Below are 15,616 nucleotides of genomic sequence, written 5' to 3' on the forward strand. Positions count from 1 at the left end.
CCCCGGCATTTCATCGGTATGCTTGCGAGGCTCTAGCTCGCGGCTTGTGTCGGGCCCCTGCGCCGTTTTCGATACGCCATTGTGACCACACTCCTCGACACGCTTAAGGAGTGAGCCATGCTCAATCTTCGATTACAGATGCTGTCTCTCAGCACGTTGCTGTTGTGCCAGCAGGTTTACGCCCAGGTTCTGGAACGGGATTTGGGCGACTTCGACCTCAAACTGGCGACCACGCCCACACGCAGCATGGCTCAGGGGCTGGTGACACCCAACGGCAACTCCGGCTCCTTCCACGGCGGGCTGGACCTGACCCATGAAAGCGGCTTTTACATCGGTCAATGGTCGCCGAACATGGGCTTTACCGAAGACACGACACTTGAAGTCGACTCCTACATGGGTTTCAAGAAACCCTTCGACAACACCCTGGGTTACGAACTGGGGATGATTCGCTACAGCTATCCCGACACCAGCCAGATCGACAGCCATGAGTTCTATGCCGGGCTGCGCGTGCTCAACAGCCGGGTTGGCGCGGCATTCAGCAATGATGTCGGCATCCGCAACAGCACTGTTTTCATCGACCTTGGCGCCATTGAGCAACTGGGCCTGGGCGTTCGCATGCAATACGCTAATCACCAGTTCGACACGCCGCAGGCCGGCGATGACGGTTCATTGATCAGCGGTTTCAACGACTGGTCATTGAAGCTGTCACGACCATGGCTGGGGATCGACATGAACCTGATTTACAGCGGATCGAGCCTCAGCGGCTCCGATTGCAGCGTCTACAGCGGCCATAATTCCCGGTGCGAAGGGATGTTCACGATCAAGGCCGTACGCTCGTTCTTCTAGGCTTGCATGACACTTCAGGTAACCGGTTTTCGTGCAACGCCTCAAGTAAGTTGAACTGCCAGCTCCTACACTCCTCTACAAGTCACTCAATGCGTCGAGGAGCTGTCATGCATTGTTTCAAAGCCTTCATTAAGCTATTGATGGCCGTGCCGTTGCTTGTTGCATGCAGCCAGGTGGGTCTGGCGTATCGCAACCTTGACGTGATCATTCCCTGGACGCTCAACGACTATCTGGACATGAGTCGTACGCAAAAGAACTGGCTCGACGAACGTCTCAAACAGCACTTGAGCTGGCATTGCAGTACACAACTGCCCGACTACCTGACCTGGTTCAATCGCCTGGAAGACATGGTTAAAAACGATCAGGTCACCCAGGCAGAGCTGGAAGCGCGTACTGAAGAAGCCAAGGAAGCCATCGCGAAAATCTCCCGCCAGATCACGCCCTCGGCCGTCGAATTGCTGGCCCGCTTCGATGACAAGCAGGTTCAGGAGATGCAGAACGCATTCGCCAAGGACAAGCGCAAACAGGAAAACAAACTCCTCAACGAGCCGCTGGACAAGCAGATCGCCGAACGCTCCGAGCGCATGGAAAAACGCCTCACGCCCTGGCTGGGCCAGTTGAGCACAGCACAGAAAGCGCGGGTTCAAACCTGGTCGGCCTCACTGGGCGAACAGAACCGTGCCTGGATAGAAAACCGCACCCGCTGGCAGAACCTGTTCCTGGCTACGGTGCAGCAACGTCAGGCCAGCGACTTCCCGCAGCGCATTGCCGCCCTGCTGCAGAATCGCGAAACCTTCTGGACGCCTGAATACCGCCAGAACTACAACAAGGCCGAGCATGCCGCGATTTCGCTGCTCGTGGACGTGATCGCCCAGAGCACACCCGAGCAGCGAAAACGCCTGTTGGCCAGAATCGCAGACATGCGTGAGGACTTCGCGGATCTGGATTGCCTGAAGGCCTCACAAAAGGCATGACGGGGGCTCAGGCCACTTGCGCCTTGGACGCGACCTCATCGAATGTCGAAGGGTCGAGTGCATCGGCCTGATCATCCAGCACCTGCCGCGGATGATCGTTGCCCGGAATGCTGCTGTCGATCATCGCCAGCAGGCTCGACCCGCGAGCGGTCAGGACAAAGTTCGAGCCCGTGCCGCCTTCCTCTTCGGGACGCGGTTCGATGTAGTTGTGCTTGAGCAATAGCGCTTCCAGATCGGCAGCTTCGGTCTTCAAGTGATCCAGATTACCCACAGACTCGCCTTCAGCAGCCTTGGCTGCCGCATGATCCTCGGCATATTTGCGCGGAGCAAAGGACTCGCCAGCGCTGTTCTGTACTTCATGGAGCAGACGTTCGATAAGGTCCCAGTTGTAAGCCATTTTGTAAAACCTCCGTCCAGCATGGATGAATAGCCCATGACGTCCGGCCACGGGCTTGCTACTCAGAGGTTGTGACCTGTTGCGAGGGTGGCCGTTCAGCCGGGGAGACGGAGGGAGATCGTTCGTGACTGAAGTCGCTCCCACAGGCTGTGTGTGGGAGCGACTTCAGTCGCGAGTGGCAGATTACTCAGCCGCAGGTGCCGGTGTGCTGCGTTTCTTCAACGGCGCCATGCCGTCCTTGCTTACCAGCGAATCAGACTTGGGACGATTGACGCTCTTGCGCTTGGTCGGCCCCTTGGCGGCAACCTTTTTCTTGTCGCCCTTGGTATCAGTCTTTTTCTTCTTGGTGCCGACAGCCTTGCCCGACGCCTTGACCTTCTTCGGTCCGCCGTAGGTGCCTTTGACTTCCTTGACGGTGCGACGCTCGAAGCTTTGCTTGAGGTAGCGCTCGATGCTGGACATCAGGTTCCAGTCGCCGTGGCAGATCAGCGAAACCGCCAGACCTTCACTGCCCGCACGCCCGGTACGGCCTACGCGGTGAACGTAATCATCGCCGCTACGTGGCATGTCGAAGTTGATGACCAGATCCAGGCCATCCACATCCAGCCCGCGCGCCGCCACATCAGTGGCCACCAGTATCTTGGCGCCGCCCTGTTTCAGACGGTCGATGGCCGCCTTGCGGTCCTTCTGGTCCTTGTCGCCGTGCAGCACGAACGCCTTGTATTCCTGAGCGACCAGACGCCCGTACAGACGATCGGCCATTGCCTTGGTGTTGGTGAACACAATGGCTTTCTGGTAGGTCTCGTTGGCCAGCAGCCAGTTGAGAATCTGCTCTTTGTGGACATTGTGGTCAGCGGTGATGATCTGCTGACGAGTACCGCTGGCCAGCTCGCTGACGTTATTGAGCTGCAGGTGCTGTGGGTCTTTCAGCACCTTGCGGATCATGTCCCGCAGACCCGAACCACCGGTGGTGGCCGAGAACAGCATGGTCTGCTGGCGGTCGGCACATTCGCCCGCCAGACGCTCGACGTCTTCGGAGAAGCCCATGTCCAGCATGCGGTCGGCTTCGTCGAGAACCAGCACTTCAACCAGCTTGAGATCCAGGTTGCCGGCGTTGAGGTGCTCCAGCAGACGACCCGGCGTACCGATCAGGATATCCGGCACCTTGCGCAGCATTGCGGCCTGGACCTTGAAATCTTCGCCACCGGTGATCAGGCCAGCCTTGATGAAGGTGAACTGCGAGAAACGCTCGACTTCCTTGAGGGTCTGCTGAGCCAGTTCGCGGGTCGGCAGCAGGATCACGGCGCGGATATCCACACGCACCCGAGCCGGACCGATCAGGCGATTGAGGATCGGCAACACGAAAGCAGCCGTCTTGCCGCTACCGGTTTGTGCAGTCACCCGCAGGTCACGCCCTTGCAATGCCAGCGGAATAGCGGCGGCCTGCACAGGCGTAGGCTCGACAAATTTAAGCTCGGCCACAGCTTTAAGCAGGCGTTCGTGCAGGGCGAATTCGGAAAACACGGGTACTACCTCGACGAAATACAAAAATACAGCTGCATAGCGTAACGGTTTCGAGCGCCGGGGCCGAGTTTCTTTACCACTGTGGGTGGATTTTGTTGCTCGACCGGGCATTTAGCCGCGCTCTACGAGGCCGGAATGTGCGAATCGGAGGGCATCACTGGATAACCGGTGGGCATGCATGACAGTCGATCAGCACCGGACGATTGCCCCCAGCCTGAAAAATGGTCATATTATGGGCATATACCCATTAAACCAGTGACGCTTGCCTTGCCGCTGATGCCCTTGCACTGATACCGGATCTGCCATGTCAAAACTCCCCCCGGTGGTTGCTCAGCAACCCGCAGCTACAGCATCGCGCCCCATCAACTCTGCCCGTGAGAGACTGCTGACCGGGCCGATTCTTTCGACGTTACTGCTGCTCGCCTGGCCAACGGTCGCCGTACTGCTGGCACAGACCGCCGTGACCATGGCCGAAGCCTATTACGTAGGGCTTTTGGGAACGGCTGCATTGGCAGGTGTCGCTCTGGTATTTCCGTTCTACATGCTCATGGTGACGATGTCCGGCGGCGGAATCGGCAGCGGCGTAGCCTCGGCGGTAGCCCGTGCCGTTGGAGCGAGAAACGAACACGATGCCGATTCACTGCTGATGCACTCCATCATTCTCGCGGTTTTCATCGGCCTGGCATTTACAGTGGCCGCGCTCCTGCTGGGGCCTTTTCTCTACCACGCAATGGGCGGGCGCAGCGAAGCTCTGGATGCGGCCCTGAAGTATTCCAACTATCTGTTTCTGGGCGCGGTGCCCATGTGGATCGTCAACATGATCACCGCATCGCTTCGTGGCTCGGGAAACGTAAAGATCCCCGCGCTCATCACGCTCATAGGCGCAATCATTCTGATCCCGGCTTCCCCGGCGCTGATCTTCGGGTTTGGTCCAGTCCCGGCAATGGGAATCGCGGGCGCCGGTACGGCCTTCGCCATCTACTACGTGGCCGCCGCGTTTTTCCTTGTGCGCTACATGATGTCCGGCAAGACGAACCTCACCCTCCGGAAAGTCTCGTTCGAGTGGCGCCTGATCAGGGAAATATTGAAAGTCGGCCTGCCCGCTGCACTCAGCACTGTAATGACCAACCTGATTGTCATCCTGATCACCGGCGCAGTCGGGCTGGCGGGTACGGACGCGCTGGCCGCCTTCGGGATTGCTTCGCGCTTGGATTACGTGATGATTCCACTGCTGTTCGGCTTATCGGCTGCGGTATTGACGATGGTGGGCGTCAACATAGGTGCTGGCGAAACTGATCGGGCCAGACAGATTGCCTGGATCGGGATACTTGTCGGTACTGCCTTTGTCGGGGTCATTGGCGTGATAGTCGCAGTCTTCCCGATGCTGTGGCTGCAGTTTTTCAGCACCGACCCGGCCGTGCTGGAGCCTGCGAAAAACTACCTGCACATTGTTGCGCCATTCTATGGCGCACTCGGGTTCGGCTTCGTCTTCGGGTTCGCTGCCCAAGGGGCTGGCCACGCAGGCGCGCCCTTCATTGCGATTACCACTCGCATGCTTTTGGCCACGTCGCTGAGCTGGCTGGCCGCTTTGTATCTGGAGCCCCAGCTATCAAACATTGCCATTGCCACGGCTTTTTCACTGGTGGCATATGCTCTGGTCAGTTACTTCGCGATGCTCAAAGGGGTCATTCGAGCGCCTTGAGCGCTCATCACTCTTCGGTGAGCACCAGGCGTTCGTCGTAGGCAATGCTGAGCAATGCCTTGCACAGCTCACCCGCCGCGTCCTCACCGAAAGTCTTGAGAAACCGCTCCTGAGCCTGTCGCCACAAGATCCGGGCGTCATGAAATGCCTTTTCCCCTTCCGCCGTCGCGATGATCAGGCGACGTCGGCGATCGGCAAGGCTGGTTTGCTGCGCAACGAGCCCATCGCGCTCAAGGGGTTTGAGGTTGTGACCCAGCGAGGAACGATCCAGAACCAGCGCATCGGCCAGTTCCTGCAAGGTAGGAGGTGATTTGGCCCGAGGAACCAGCTCTGCAAGAATCGCAAACTGGGTCGAGCGAAGCCCCGAAGGAGCCAGAGCATCATCATAAAGCTGAGTCAGCCGCCTTGAGGCCTTGCGCATTGCCGTCGCGTAGCAGCGCACGGGCGGTTGAACAGCCATTTTTGAAACGCTCTATTGATGTGGGACCTGCCGGAGTATAGCGAGGTCGAGAGCTCCACCACCAATAGCAACTTGAACGATAATGTTCGTTTTCAGAAACCAGGCCTCACTGCGCGGAGAAACCGATTTGAAAAAAAGTGAGCTGCCAGTCAAAACCTGTGCGACTTGCGAACTGCCTTTCACCTGGCGCAAGAAATGGGCGCGCTGCTGGGATGAGGTGCGTTACTGCTCGGAGCGTTGTCGGCGACATAAACGTGTTGCCTGTCATTGAGTCGTCGCGGCCAAGGCCCCTCCCACAAGTGACAGGTATGCCTTAATTGATCAGCATTAGCCCTACTGCCCCCTCACCAGCAAAGGCCTGGCACCCAACCGGCTGATCCAGAGTGACACCACGATCAGCGCGCCCCCAATGAACAGGCGGCTCAGGGACTCGTGCTGGTTCCAGATCAACAGGTTTACCAACAGGCCGACTGGCACATGCAGCACATTGAATACGGCCAGGGTTGACCCCGAAACGAGGCATGCCCCTTTGTTCCACCAGTACATGCCCAATGCAGTGGAGCACAGGCCCAGGAACAGCAACACGCTCCATTGCTGGACGTCGGTGGGAACATTCTGCGGGTTGCCGAACATCAGGAAGGCTGGCAGGACCACGGCCAGCGCGCCGAGGTAGAAGTAGCCGAAACGCCGATAATGCGGCAGGTCGCTCGGGTGGCGCGCCACCAGATGTTTGTAGAGCACCTGCCCGGCGGCGTAGGTGAAGTTGGCCAGTTGCAGCAGCAGGAAACCGCCAAGGAAGTCGCCGTCCAGCCCGTCGTAGCGAATCACGCCCGCCCCCAGCACCGCGACCACGGCAGCCAGCAAGGCCCATGGGTTGAAACGCCGGTTGAGGGCGTCTTCGATCAGGGTCACATGCAAGGGAGTGAGGATGGTGAACAGCAGCACTTCCGGCACTGTCAGGACACGGAAGCTCAGATAGAGACAGACATAGGTAATGCCGAACTGCAAAGCACCGATCAGCAGCATCCCGCGCATGAAACGCGGCTCGACCTTTCGCCAGTGGGTCAGCGGAATGAATACCAGCCCCGCCAGCACCACGCGAATCAGCACGGCGAGGTAGCTGTCGACATGGCCCGCCAGATAGACACCGATCAGGCTGAAGGAAAACGCCTGGATCAGCGTAACGATAAGTAGATAGCCCATGAGCGCCCCTTTTTTGAAGGTCGCGAACATAGCGGGTTGGTGGTTTGGGTGTCTAGCGATTCTGTAGGAGCGGATTCATCCGCGAGAGTTCAGTTGAGTCAGACAGGGGTATGTCGTTTTCAATGACGTCTCGCGAATGAATTCGCTCCTACACAGTCTTCAATCAGGCCACTTCAGCGAGCCTGGCAATCGCCTGATTCAGGCCTTTCTCACTGAATTCACCGCCCATGTTCAAGCCTTCGGCATGGATAAAGCTGACATCGTGAATCCCTACGAAACCCAGTACCTGGCGCAGGTAGGGTTCCTGATGATCATTGTTGCTGCCGGCATAGATGCCGCCGCGGGCGGTCAGCACGAAAGCGCGTTTGTCGGTCAGCAAGCCTTGGGGGCCGGTTTCGCCGTATTTGAAGGTCACGCCGGCACGCAGCACATGATCGAACCAGGCCTTGAGGGTGCTGGGGATGGTGAAGTTGTACATCGGTGCCGCCAGGACCAGCACGTCGGCCGCGATCAGTTCATCGGTCAGCAGGTTGGAACGCTCCAGCGCGGCTTGCTCGATGGCAGTACGCTGCTCGGCAGGCTTCATCCAGCCGCCAAGCAGGGTTGCGTCCAGGTGAGGAACAGGATCGATGGCCAGGTCACGCACAGTGATTTCATCGCCAGGGTGCGAATTTTTCCACTGACTGATGAATTGCTGGGTCAGTTGACGGGAAACCGAATCCTGTTGACGAGCGCTGCTTTCGATAATGAGTACGCGGGACATGACCTGTGATCTCCATCCAAGAATGTGTTGAGTCGATGGAGAGAAGGCTAAACGTGAACCTATCGATAAAAAAGCGCAAAAACCTGGTTCTATATATCGAATAATTTGTCTTATCCCGCAGAGCGCTCTACTCTCAGGCCTATGCAGGCTCACAACTGAGCGTGATCCGCAGCTTGATAATGCTGCGATTGAACTTGGACGAGACATCGACGCTTTTCCCGGCGGCCACCTGAACACGACGAGTGCGTGGCGCCTCGGGACCGTTGCGAAACAGCACCGAGCACTTGGCATCGACACTGCCGTAGTTGTTCACGGTGATGGAGCCGGTGTCGTGGTAGGTGTCGTGGCTGTTGTAGTCGATCTGAACGCCCTGATACTGCTTCTCCACCTCGATGGGGTAGGCAAAAGCACTCAAGGGCAACATCGCCAGCAATGCGCAGCACAATCTGTTCATCCGACAGTCTCCAGAGAAAGGACTGTCAGAGTAGGACAATAGGGATAGAAAGAGGAATAACAGAATGAAAGCCCCTCGCGTGACCCTCGATCAATGGCGCACTTTGCAGGCCGTTGTCGATCACGGTGGTTTTGCCCAGGCAGCCGAGGCCCTGCACCGCTCACAGTCGTCAGTGAGTTACACCGTTGCGCGGATGCAGGATCAGCTCGGTGTGCCGCTGTTGCGCATTGATGGGCGCAAGGCTGTATTGACCGAGGCTGGAGGCGTGCTTCTGCGTCGTTCGCGACAACTGGTCAAGCAAGCCAGCCAACTGGAAGATCTGGCTCATCACATGGAGCAGGGTTGGGAGGCTGAGGTGCGTCTGGTGGTCGATGCGGCCTACCCCACCGCGCGACTGGTACGCGCCTTGACCGCCTTTATGCCGCAAAGCCGTGGCTGTCGGGTGCGGTTACGCGAAGAAGTGTTGTCAGGCGTCGAGGAAGTGCTGCTTGAAGGCGTGGCCGACCTGGCGATCAGCGGCTTCAGCATTCCCGGTTATCTGGGCACGGAAATGAGCACTGTGGAGTTCACGGCAGTTGCCCATCCCGAGCATCCCTTGCATCTGGCCAATCGCGAATTGACGTTCCAGGACCTGGAAAGCCAGTTGCAAGTAGTGATCCGCGACTCAGGCAGGCAACAGCCGCGTGACGTCGGCTGGCTCGGCGCCGAACAGCGCTGGACGGTCGGCAGCCTCGGCACGGCGACCACCTTTGTCAGCAGCGGCCTGGGCTTTGCCTGGTTGCCACGACACATGATCGAACGGGAACTCAAGGACGGCGTGCTCAAGATACTTCCGCTGGACAAGGGTGGCAGTCGCAATCCGTCGTTCTATCTTTACTCAAGTAAAGACAAGCCGTTGGGGCCGGCGACACAGATCCTGATTGACTTGATCCGAACGTTCGACACGGCGCCACTGACAGCGGCATTCGCGGCGCCTCAACAAGCCTGACGGGGAAGGACCCAATGACTTTTTTCGAGCATGACGGCTGTTCGCTGCATTACGAGGAATACGGCCAGGGCGAACCGGTATTACTGCTGCACGGCCTGGGCTCCAGTTGCCAGGACTGGGAATACCAGATTCCGGCACTGGCCGAACACTATCGGGTCATCGTCATGGATGCCCGAGGCCACGGCCGCTCGGACAAGCCCCATGAGCGTTACAGCATCAAGGGCTTCAGCGCCGATGTCGAAGCCCTGATCGAGCATCTGCATCTGGGGCCGGTGCATGTCATCGGCCTGTCCATGGGCGGGATGATCGGTTTTCAGATAGCCGTCGATCAACCACACCTGCTCAAGAGCCTGTGCATCGTCAACAGTGCGCCACAGGTCAAGGTCCAAAGCTTCAGCGACCTCCTGCAATTGATCAGGCGCTGGACGCTGTCGCGGGTGGTGAGCATGAACACCCTGGGCCATGCGCTGGGCAAGCTGTTGTTCCCCAAACCGGAGCAGGCCGAACTGCGCCAGAAAATGGCAGAGCGCTGGAGCAAGAATGACAAGCGCGCTTACCTGGCCAGTTTCGATGCGATTGTCGGCTGGGGCGTGGAGAAAAAGCTGTCGAGGATTACCTGCCCGACGCTGATTATCAGCGCTGACCGCGACTACACGCCGGTAGCGCTCAAGGAAGCCTACGTCAAACGGCTACCCAACGCCCGACTGGTGGTCATCAAGGACTCCAGACACGCCACGCCGCTGGACCAGCCCGAGCAATTCAACCGGACCGTTCTGGAATTCATCGCGTCAACGCAGGTCTGAAAAACCACAAGCGGTTCACATGCGGGGTTTCGGGTGTCGATCCCACTGGGCAAAAAAAGCCAAACGTGGTTACCTTGCCAGCCACAGTCGACATATTCACTGAAGGACTCTCTGCCCCATGCTGAAAAAAATCGCCCTCGCCGCCTGCTCCGTGCTGTTCGCAGCCAACCTGATGGCGGCCCAGCCTCCGGCCAAGGCCACTCATGTGGTGCTCAACACCAGCTTCGGCGAGATTGAACTTGAACTCGCTAACGACAAGGCGCCCATCAGCACTCAGAACTTCCTGGGTTATGTCGACAGCGGTTTCTACAACAACACCATTTTTCATCGTGTGATCCCGGGTTTCATGGTCCAGGGCGGCGGTTTTACCCAGTATCTGGTGCAGAAGCCCACCAAGGACCCGATCAAGAACGAAGCACAGAATGGCCTGCATAACGTGCGCGGTACCATTTCCATGGCCCGCACCTCTAGCGTGAACTCTGCGACCAGCCAGTTCTTCATCAACACCAATGACAACGCCATGCTCGACAACGGTGTGCGCGACTACGGTTATGCGGTGTTCGGCAAAGTGGTCAAGGGCATGGACGTGGTGGACCAGATCGTCAATGCCCAGACCAGCAACCAGAAAGGCATGCAGAACGTGCCAATCGACCCGATCCTGATCAAGTCGGCCAAGCGCGTCGAGTAAAGGGAACTCAGGTGCATGCAGCCCGGCACTCAACACCGGGCTCATGCGCTCTGTCAGGGAGAGCCTCCAATCATCGAGGAGAACCCACATTGCGTGGGTATCATTGCCAATGCTTTATCGTCGTTTTGAAAAGCTGATCGATACCTTCCGAGACGCACCTACCGCCTCCCCGCCCAACACCGTTCTAGCGTTCTACGTCTATTACCTGCGCCAGGTATGGCCTGTTTTCTCCGCGCTGCTGGTCGTCGGGCTGATCGGCGCGCTGATCGAAGTGGCGCTGTTCAGTTACCTGAGCCGCATCATCGACCTTGCCCAGACAACGCCGGCCAAGGACTTCTTCACTGTCCATGGCAACGAGCTGATCTGGATGGTGATCGTGACCCTGCTGCTGCGTCCGGTCTTCGTCGGCCTGCATGACCTGCTGGTGCATCAGACCATCAGCCCCGGCATGACCAACATGATTCGCTGGCAGAACCACAGTTACGTGCTCAAGCAGAGCATCAACTTCTTCCAGAACGATTTCGCCGGGCGCATCGCCCAACGCATCATGCAGACCGGCAACTCCCTTCGCGACTCAGCCGTGCAGGCCGTGGATGCCTTGTGGCATGTGCTGATCTACGCCATCAGCTCGCTGGTGCTGTTCGCCGAGGCGGACTGGCGCCTGATGATTCCACTGATGCTCTGGATCGCCGCCTACATTCTGTCGCTTGCCTACTTCGTGCCAAGGGTCAAGGAGCGCTCGGTGGTGTCCTCGGATGCGCGCTCCAAACTCATGGGGCGGATCGTCGATGGCTACACCAACATCACTACCCTCAAACTGTTCGCCCACACCAACTTCGAGGAGCAATACGCCCGCGAAGCCATCAGCGAGCACACCCACAAGACCCAACTGGCCGCTCGCGTGGTCACCGCCATGGATACGGTCATCACCACCATGAACGGTCTGCTGATCGTGTCCACCACCGGCCTTGCCCTGTGGCTCTGGACCCAGTCGCTGATCTCGATGGGCGCCATCGCCCTGGCAACGGGGCTGGTGATTCGTATCGTCAACATGTCCGGCTGGATCATGTGGGTGGTCAACGGCATTTTCGAGAACATCGGCACTGTGCAGGACGGTCTGGAAAGCATCTCGCAGCCGGTCACAGTCAACGACAAGCCTGCCGCACCACAGTTGAAGATCGCCAAGGGCGGCGTGAAGTTCGAGGGTGTGGATTTCCACTACGGCAATGGCAACGGCATCATTCACAACCTCAACCTGGATATCCGGCCGGGGGAGAAAATCGGCCTGATCGGCCCTTCCGGCGCGGGCAAGTCGACACTGGTCAACCTGTTGCTGCGCATGTACGACGTACAGGCAGGCCAGATTCTGATCGATGGCCAGGATATCTCTGACGTTACTCAGGAAAGTCTGCGGGCACAGATCGGCATGATCACCCAGGACACGTCGCTGTTGCACCGTTCGATCCGCGACAACCTGCTGTATGGCAATCCAGGCGCAACCGACGAGCAACTGTGGGATGCCGTACACAAAGCCAGCGCCGAAGAGTTCATCCCGCTGCTGTCCGACTCCGAAGGCCGCACCGGTTTCGATGCCCATGTCGGGGAGCGTGGCGTGAAACTGTCCGGTGGTCAGCGGCAGCGCATCGCGATTACGCGGGTTCTGCTCAAGGACGCGCCGATCCTGATCATGGACGAAGCCACATCAGCGCTGGACTCGGAAGTCGAAGCCGCGATTCAGGAAAGCCTGGAAACCCTGATGCAAGGCAAGACCGTCATCGCCATCGCCCACCGCCTCTCGACCATCGCCCGCATGGATCGTCTGGTGGTTCTGGAGAAAGGCCAGATAGCCGAAACCGGCACCCACGCCGAACTGCTGGCCCGTGGCGGGTTGTATGCACGCTTGTGGCAGCATCAGACCGGCGGGTTTGTAGGGGTTGATTGAGACAACCTGTAGGAGCGAATTCATTCGCGAATAAATTCGCTCCTACACGCCTGACTGCCGATACGGCAAAGCCCCTCGCGCATCCTCGGCGTAAGCCAGGATGCCGACCCGCTCCTGCTCCAGGAAGTCACTCACGGCGTCCTTCAATCCCGGATGCAGCAGGTAGTGCCAGGAATGGGTGATCTGTGGCTCGAAGCCACGAATCAGCTTGTGCTCTCCCTGCGCTCCCGCATCGAAACGCTGTAGCCCCTTTTCGATGGCGTAATCCATGCCCTGATAGAAACAGGTCTCGAAATGCAGGCGGTCGAATTCCGCCAGGCATCCCCAGTAACGGCCATAGAAACTGTCGCCACCGGTAAGGCTGAACGCCATGGCCACCGGACGATGGCCCTGACGGGCCAGCACCACACGAATCGCCTCGGGCATGCGTTCGGCCAGCAGGCTGAAGAATTCTCGCGTCAGGTACGGCGCCTGCCCGCGTACTTCATAGGTATTGGAATAGCAGGCATAAACGAAGTCCCACAGCACCTCGCTCATCTGCGCCCCTTCAAGCCACTCGAACTCGATCCCCTGCCCCGCGACCTGCTCACGCTCCTTGCGCATCTGCTTGCGTTTGCGCGAACTCAAGGCATCGAGAAAGTCCTGAAAGTCCCGATAGCCACGGTTATGCCAATGGAACTGGCAGCCATAGCGCTGCAACCAGCCCGGCTGAGCGCTCAGCAGGGCATCGGCAGCAGGGTCGGTGAAGTTCACATGGGCGCTCGACAAGCCTTCGCCTTGCAGATAGCCCGGCAACCCCGCGAGTAATTGCAGACCGGCCTCTGGCGTTTGCGCCAGGACCCGCGCCCCACTCACCGGGCTGAACGGCACAGCCGCAAGCAGTTTGGGGTAGTAAGCGATGCCCGCACGCCGACAGGCATCAGCCCAGCCGTGATCAAAGACGTATTCGCCGTAGGAATGCCATTTACGGTAAGCGGGCAATGCAGCAATCAGTTCGCCGTTCTCGTAATGAAGCAAATGCTCGGCCTTCCAGCCCGAACGAGGCCCGAGGCTGCCGCTGTCTTCCAGGGCACTGAGAAAGGCGTGACGAAGGAAAGGCTGGCCATCGGGAACCAGCGCATCCCAGTGCGCAGGCACAACATCACTGAGGCTGGCGGTTGGTAAGGACATGCAGGCTTTCCAGACTGATCGAAGGACGCAGCAGTATCCCCCATCGAAACGCAATGTTCACGAATTGTTGCTGCGAAGGCTCTAGCTCGCATGTTTACGACTTTTAATCGTCACCAACATGCCATCGTATTGCCACCTTACTGAAATAACCAGTCGCAATACTGGCGCCTGTTTTTAGAACAGAGGGTACTAACCCTCACCGCGCCCTGCCTGTTGGGTGGTTTTTACAAGGATGGTTTTCGCCATCCGCTATTCAGTTATGGAGATTGACATGCGTCTTGTTTCTACACGTACTGCAGCCGCCCTTTCCGGCAGCCTGGCATTGGCCATGAGTGTTTCCGCCAACGCCGCAGTCGACGCTAAACTGCTGGACATGCTGCGGGCCAACGGCTCGATCAATCAGGCCCAATACGCTGAGTTGCAGACCGAACTGGCAAAAGACCAGCAGGCTCAGAAACAAGCGTTGGCAGATATCCAGCAGAGCAAGTCCGCCTCTCAAGCCGAGTTCGAGAAAAAGATCGCCTGGGCCACCAAGACCCAATTCAAGGGTGACGTGCGCGTTCGTCAGGAAACCATCAACATCGACGGCCAGACCAACGCTCAGGACAAAGATCGCCAGCGTATCCGTGCCCGTCTGGGTGCCTACACCGAAATCAACCCTCAGGTGAGCACCGGTATCCGTATCGCCACCGGCGGCAGCAGCGATGCACGCTCCACCAACCAGGATCTGGACGGCTACTTCGTCAAGAAGGATCTGTGGCTGGATCTGGGCTACATCGACTACGCCCCGACTGCGGTCAAGGATCTGCACGTGATCGGCGGCAAGATGAACCAGCCATGGGTCAGCATGGGCGACGTCATCTGGGATAGCGACATCAACCCGGAAGGTCTGGCGGCCACCTACAAACTGCCGCTGGGCGGCAAGACCGAACTGTTCGGCAGCGCCGGTCACTACACCCTCAAGGACAACATCGACGGCGACGGCACCCAGTTCCGTCACGACCTGACCATGTACGCCGGCCAGTTGGGCGCACGCTTCGCACCGACCGATGACCTGAAAGTCACCCTCGGCGGCAGCCTCTACGGTTTCCGTAACGACAAGGACAGTGCTGCCCTGCGCGTCAACGGCAACACCACCAACCAGTTCCGTCTGTATGAAGGTTTCGGCCAGATCGACATCAGCGGCCTGGCCTTGCCGCTGGCTCTGTATGGACAGTACGTCGTCAACAATGACAGCACTGACGATCAGGACACTGCCTGGCTGACTGGCGTGAAGACCAAGGTGTTCGGCTTCAACCTCGACTACAACTACCGCGACACTCAGCGTAACGCTGTGGTCGGTGCCTTCACTGACTCGGACTTCGCCAACGGCACTACAGGTTCACGCGGCCACAAGCTCAAAGTTGGTTACGAAATCGACAAGAATTTCTCTGTCGGCGCAACCTACTTCCTGACCAAAGCCGACTACGCTACTTCAACCAGCCCACGTGATGCAGATGTGAATACTCTGCAGCTGGACGTAGAAGCCAAGTTCTAACGCAAACTGGCTGCGCGTCGATCATGCGGCGTTGAAAACAGGCTCGTGCGCGAGTCCGATCGGAATGCTCATTTACAGCAGTAAAGTCGAGCGCGACTCCGACCGTTCCTCGCCTGTTTTCGCCTTGCCTGATCACCGCTCGCCGACGTTTCGTAAATAGCTACA

The 15,616-nt window shown here is 58.3% G+C and carries 16 protein-coding genes; 9 read left to right on the forward strand and 7 right to left on the reverse strand.

Translation table 11 applies throughout. The annotated features are described in order from the left end of the window. Positions 1–117 precede the first annotated feature (117 nt). On the forward strand, positions 118–846 hold the full coding sequence (locus JL015_RS02585) for a TorF family putative porin (protein WP_201000039.1): 729 nt from the start codon (positions 118–120) through the stop codon (positions 844–846). A gap of 107 nt (positions 847–953) precedes the next feature. Continuing rightward, on the forward strand, positions 954–1,820 hold the full coding sequence (locus JL015_RS02590; protein WP_201017302.1) for a DUF6279 family lipoprotein: 867 nt from the start codon (positions 954–956) through the stop codon (positions 1,818–1,820). 7 nt (positions 1,821–1,827) lie between these two features. Here JL015_RS02590 and JL015_RS02595 read toward each other — a convergent pair whose 3' ends face one another. Beyond that, entirely contained in the window at positions 1,828–2,217 is a 390-nt protein-coding gene (locus tag JL015_RS02595; RefSeq protein WP_201017303.1) for a transcriptional regulator, read from the reverse strand. 183 nt (positions 2,218–2,400) lie between these two features. After that, positions 2,401–3,741: a DEAD/DEAH box helicase gene (locus JL015_RS02600; protein WP_198727428.1), complete on the reverse strand. Its 1,341-nt coding sequence runs from the start codon at positions 3,739–3,741 to the stop codon at positions 2,401–2,403. A gap of 304 nt (positions 3,742–4,045) precedes the next feature. Here JL015_RS02600 and JL015_RS02605 point away from each other — a divergent pair, with 304 nt between their 5' ends. Beyond that, positions 4,046–5,443 (forward strand): MATE family efflux transporter, encoded by a 1,398-nt coding sequence (locus tag JL015_RS02605; protein ID WP_201017304.1) that lies wholly within the window; start codon positions 4,046–4,048, stop codon positions 5,441–5,443. Positions 5,444–5,450: 7 nt separating this feature from the next. On the opposite strand, the gene JL015_RS02610 is transcribed toward JL015_RS02605, so the two are convergent. Then, positions 5,451–5,903, reverse strand: coding sequence for a MarR family winged helix-turn-helix transcriptional regulator (locus JL015_RS02610; RefSeq protein WP_201017305.1), 453 nt, complete (start codon positions 5,901–5,903; stop codon positions 5,451–5,453). Between the two features lie 127 nt (positions 5,904–6,030). On the opposite strand from JL015_RS02610, the gene JL015_RS02615 reads away from it, so the two are divergent. Further along, positions 6,031–6,174: a DUF2256 domain-containing protein gene (locus tag JL015_RS02615; RefSeq protein WP_201017306.1), complete on the forward strand. Its 144-nt coding sequence runs from the start codon at positions 6,031–6,033 to the stop codon at positions 6,172–6,174. 62 nt (positions 6,175–6,236) lie between these two features. Here JL015_RS02615 and JL015_RS02620 read toward each other — a convergent pair whose 3' ends face one another. The 3 genes from JL015_RS02620 to JL015_RS02630 all read right to left on the reverse strand — a co-directional run bounded on the left by JL015_RS02620 (position 6,237) and on the right by JL015_RS02630 (position 8,323). Continuing rightward, positions 6,237–7,106, reverse strand: coding sequence for a carboxylate/amino acid/amine transporter (locus JL015_RS02620; protein WP_201017307.1), 870 nt, complete (start codon positions 7,104–7,106; stop codon positions 6,237–6,239). Positions 7,107–7,269: 163 nt separating this feature from the next. After that, positions 7,270–7,869 carry an FMN-dependent NADH-azoreductase gene (locus JL015_RS02625; RefSeq protein ID WP_201017308.1) on the reverse strand — a complete coding sequence of 200 codons (600 nt, stop codon included), beginning with the start codon at positions 7,867–7,869 and terminating at the stop codon, positions 7,270–7,272. A gap of 139 nt (positions 7,870–8,008) precedes the next feature. After that, positions 8,009–8,323 (reverse strand): 3-phosphoglycerate kinase, encoded by a 315-nt coding sequence (locus tag JL015_RS02630; RefSeq protein WP_201017309.1) that lies wholly within the window; start codon positions 8,321–8,323, stop codon positions 8,009–8,011. 64 nt (positions 8,324–8,387) lie between these two features. On the opposite strand from JL015_RS02630, the gene JL015_RS02635 reads away from it, so the two are divergent. The 4 genes from JL015_RS02635 to JL015_RS02650 all read left to right on the forward strand — a co-directional run bounded on the left by JL015_RS02635 (position 8,388) and on the right by JL015_RS02650 (position 12,744). Continuing rightward, on the forward strand, positions 8,388–9,311 hold the full coding sequence (locus JL015_RS02635; RefSeq protein ID WP_201017310.1) for a LysR family transcriptional regulator: 924 nt from the start codon (positions 8,388–8,390) through the stop codon (positions 9,309–9,311). Positions 9,312–9,325: 14 nt separating this feature from the next. Further along, the gene (locus JL015_RS02640; RefSeq protein WP_201000050.1) at positions 9,326–10,114 is read left to right on the forward strand and encodes an alpha/beta fold hydrolase; all 789 of its coding nucleotides are present in this window, start codon (positions 9,326–9,328) and stop codon (positions 10,112–10,114) included. Positions 10,115–10,232: 118 nt separating this feature from the next. Next, entirely contained in the window at positions 10,233–10,802 is a 570-nt protein-coding gene (locus JL015_RS02645; RefSeq protein WP_201000051.1) for a peptidylprolyl isomerase, read from the forward strand. A 109-nt stretch (positions 10,803–10,911) separates the two neighbouring features. Continuing rightward, complete coding sequence (locus JL015_RS02650) at positions 10,912–12,744, forward strand: ABC transporter ATP-binding protein (protein ID WP_201017311.1); 1,833 nt, start codon at positions 10,912–10,914, stop codon at positions 12,742–12,744. Positions 12,745–12,786: 42 nt separating this feature from the next. Here JL015_RS02650 and JL015_RS02655 read toward each other — a convergent pair whose 3' ends face one another. Beyond that, positions 12,787–13,914 carry a GNAT family N-acetyltransferase gene (locus JL015_RS02655; RefSeq protein WP_201017312.1) on the reverse strand — a complete coding sequence of 376 codons (1,128 nt, stop codon included), beginning with the start codon at positions 13,912–13,914 and terminating at the stop codon, positions 12,787–12,789. Positions 13,915–14,185: 271 nt separating this feature from the next. Here JL015_RS02655 and JL015_RS02660 point away from each other — a divergent pair, with 271 nt between their 5' ends. Next, a complete protein-coding gene (locus tag JL015_RS02660; RefSeq protein ID WP_201000054.1) occupies positions 14,186–15,451 on the forward strand; it encodes a putative porin in 1,266 nt (421 codons plus the stop codon). The last annotated feature ends 165 nt before the right edge of the window (positions 15,452–15,616 follow it).

The sequence above is a fragment of the Pseudomonas cichorii genome (genome assembly GCF_015471405.1).
In the GTDB taxonomy this organism is placed as follows: Bacteria; Pseudomonadota; Gammaproteobacteria; order Pseudomonadales; family Pseudomonadaceae; genus Aquipseudomonas; species Aquipseudomonas serbiensis.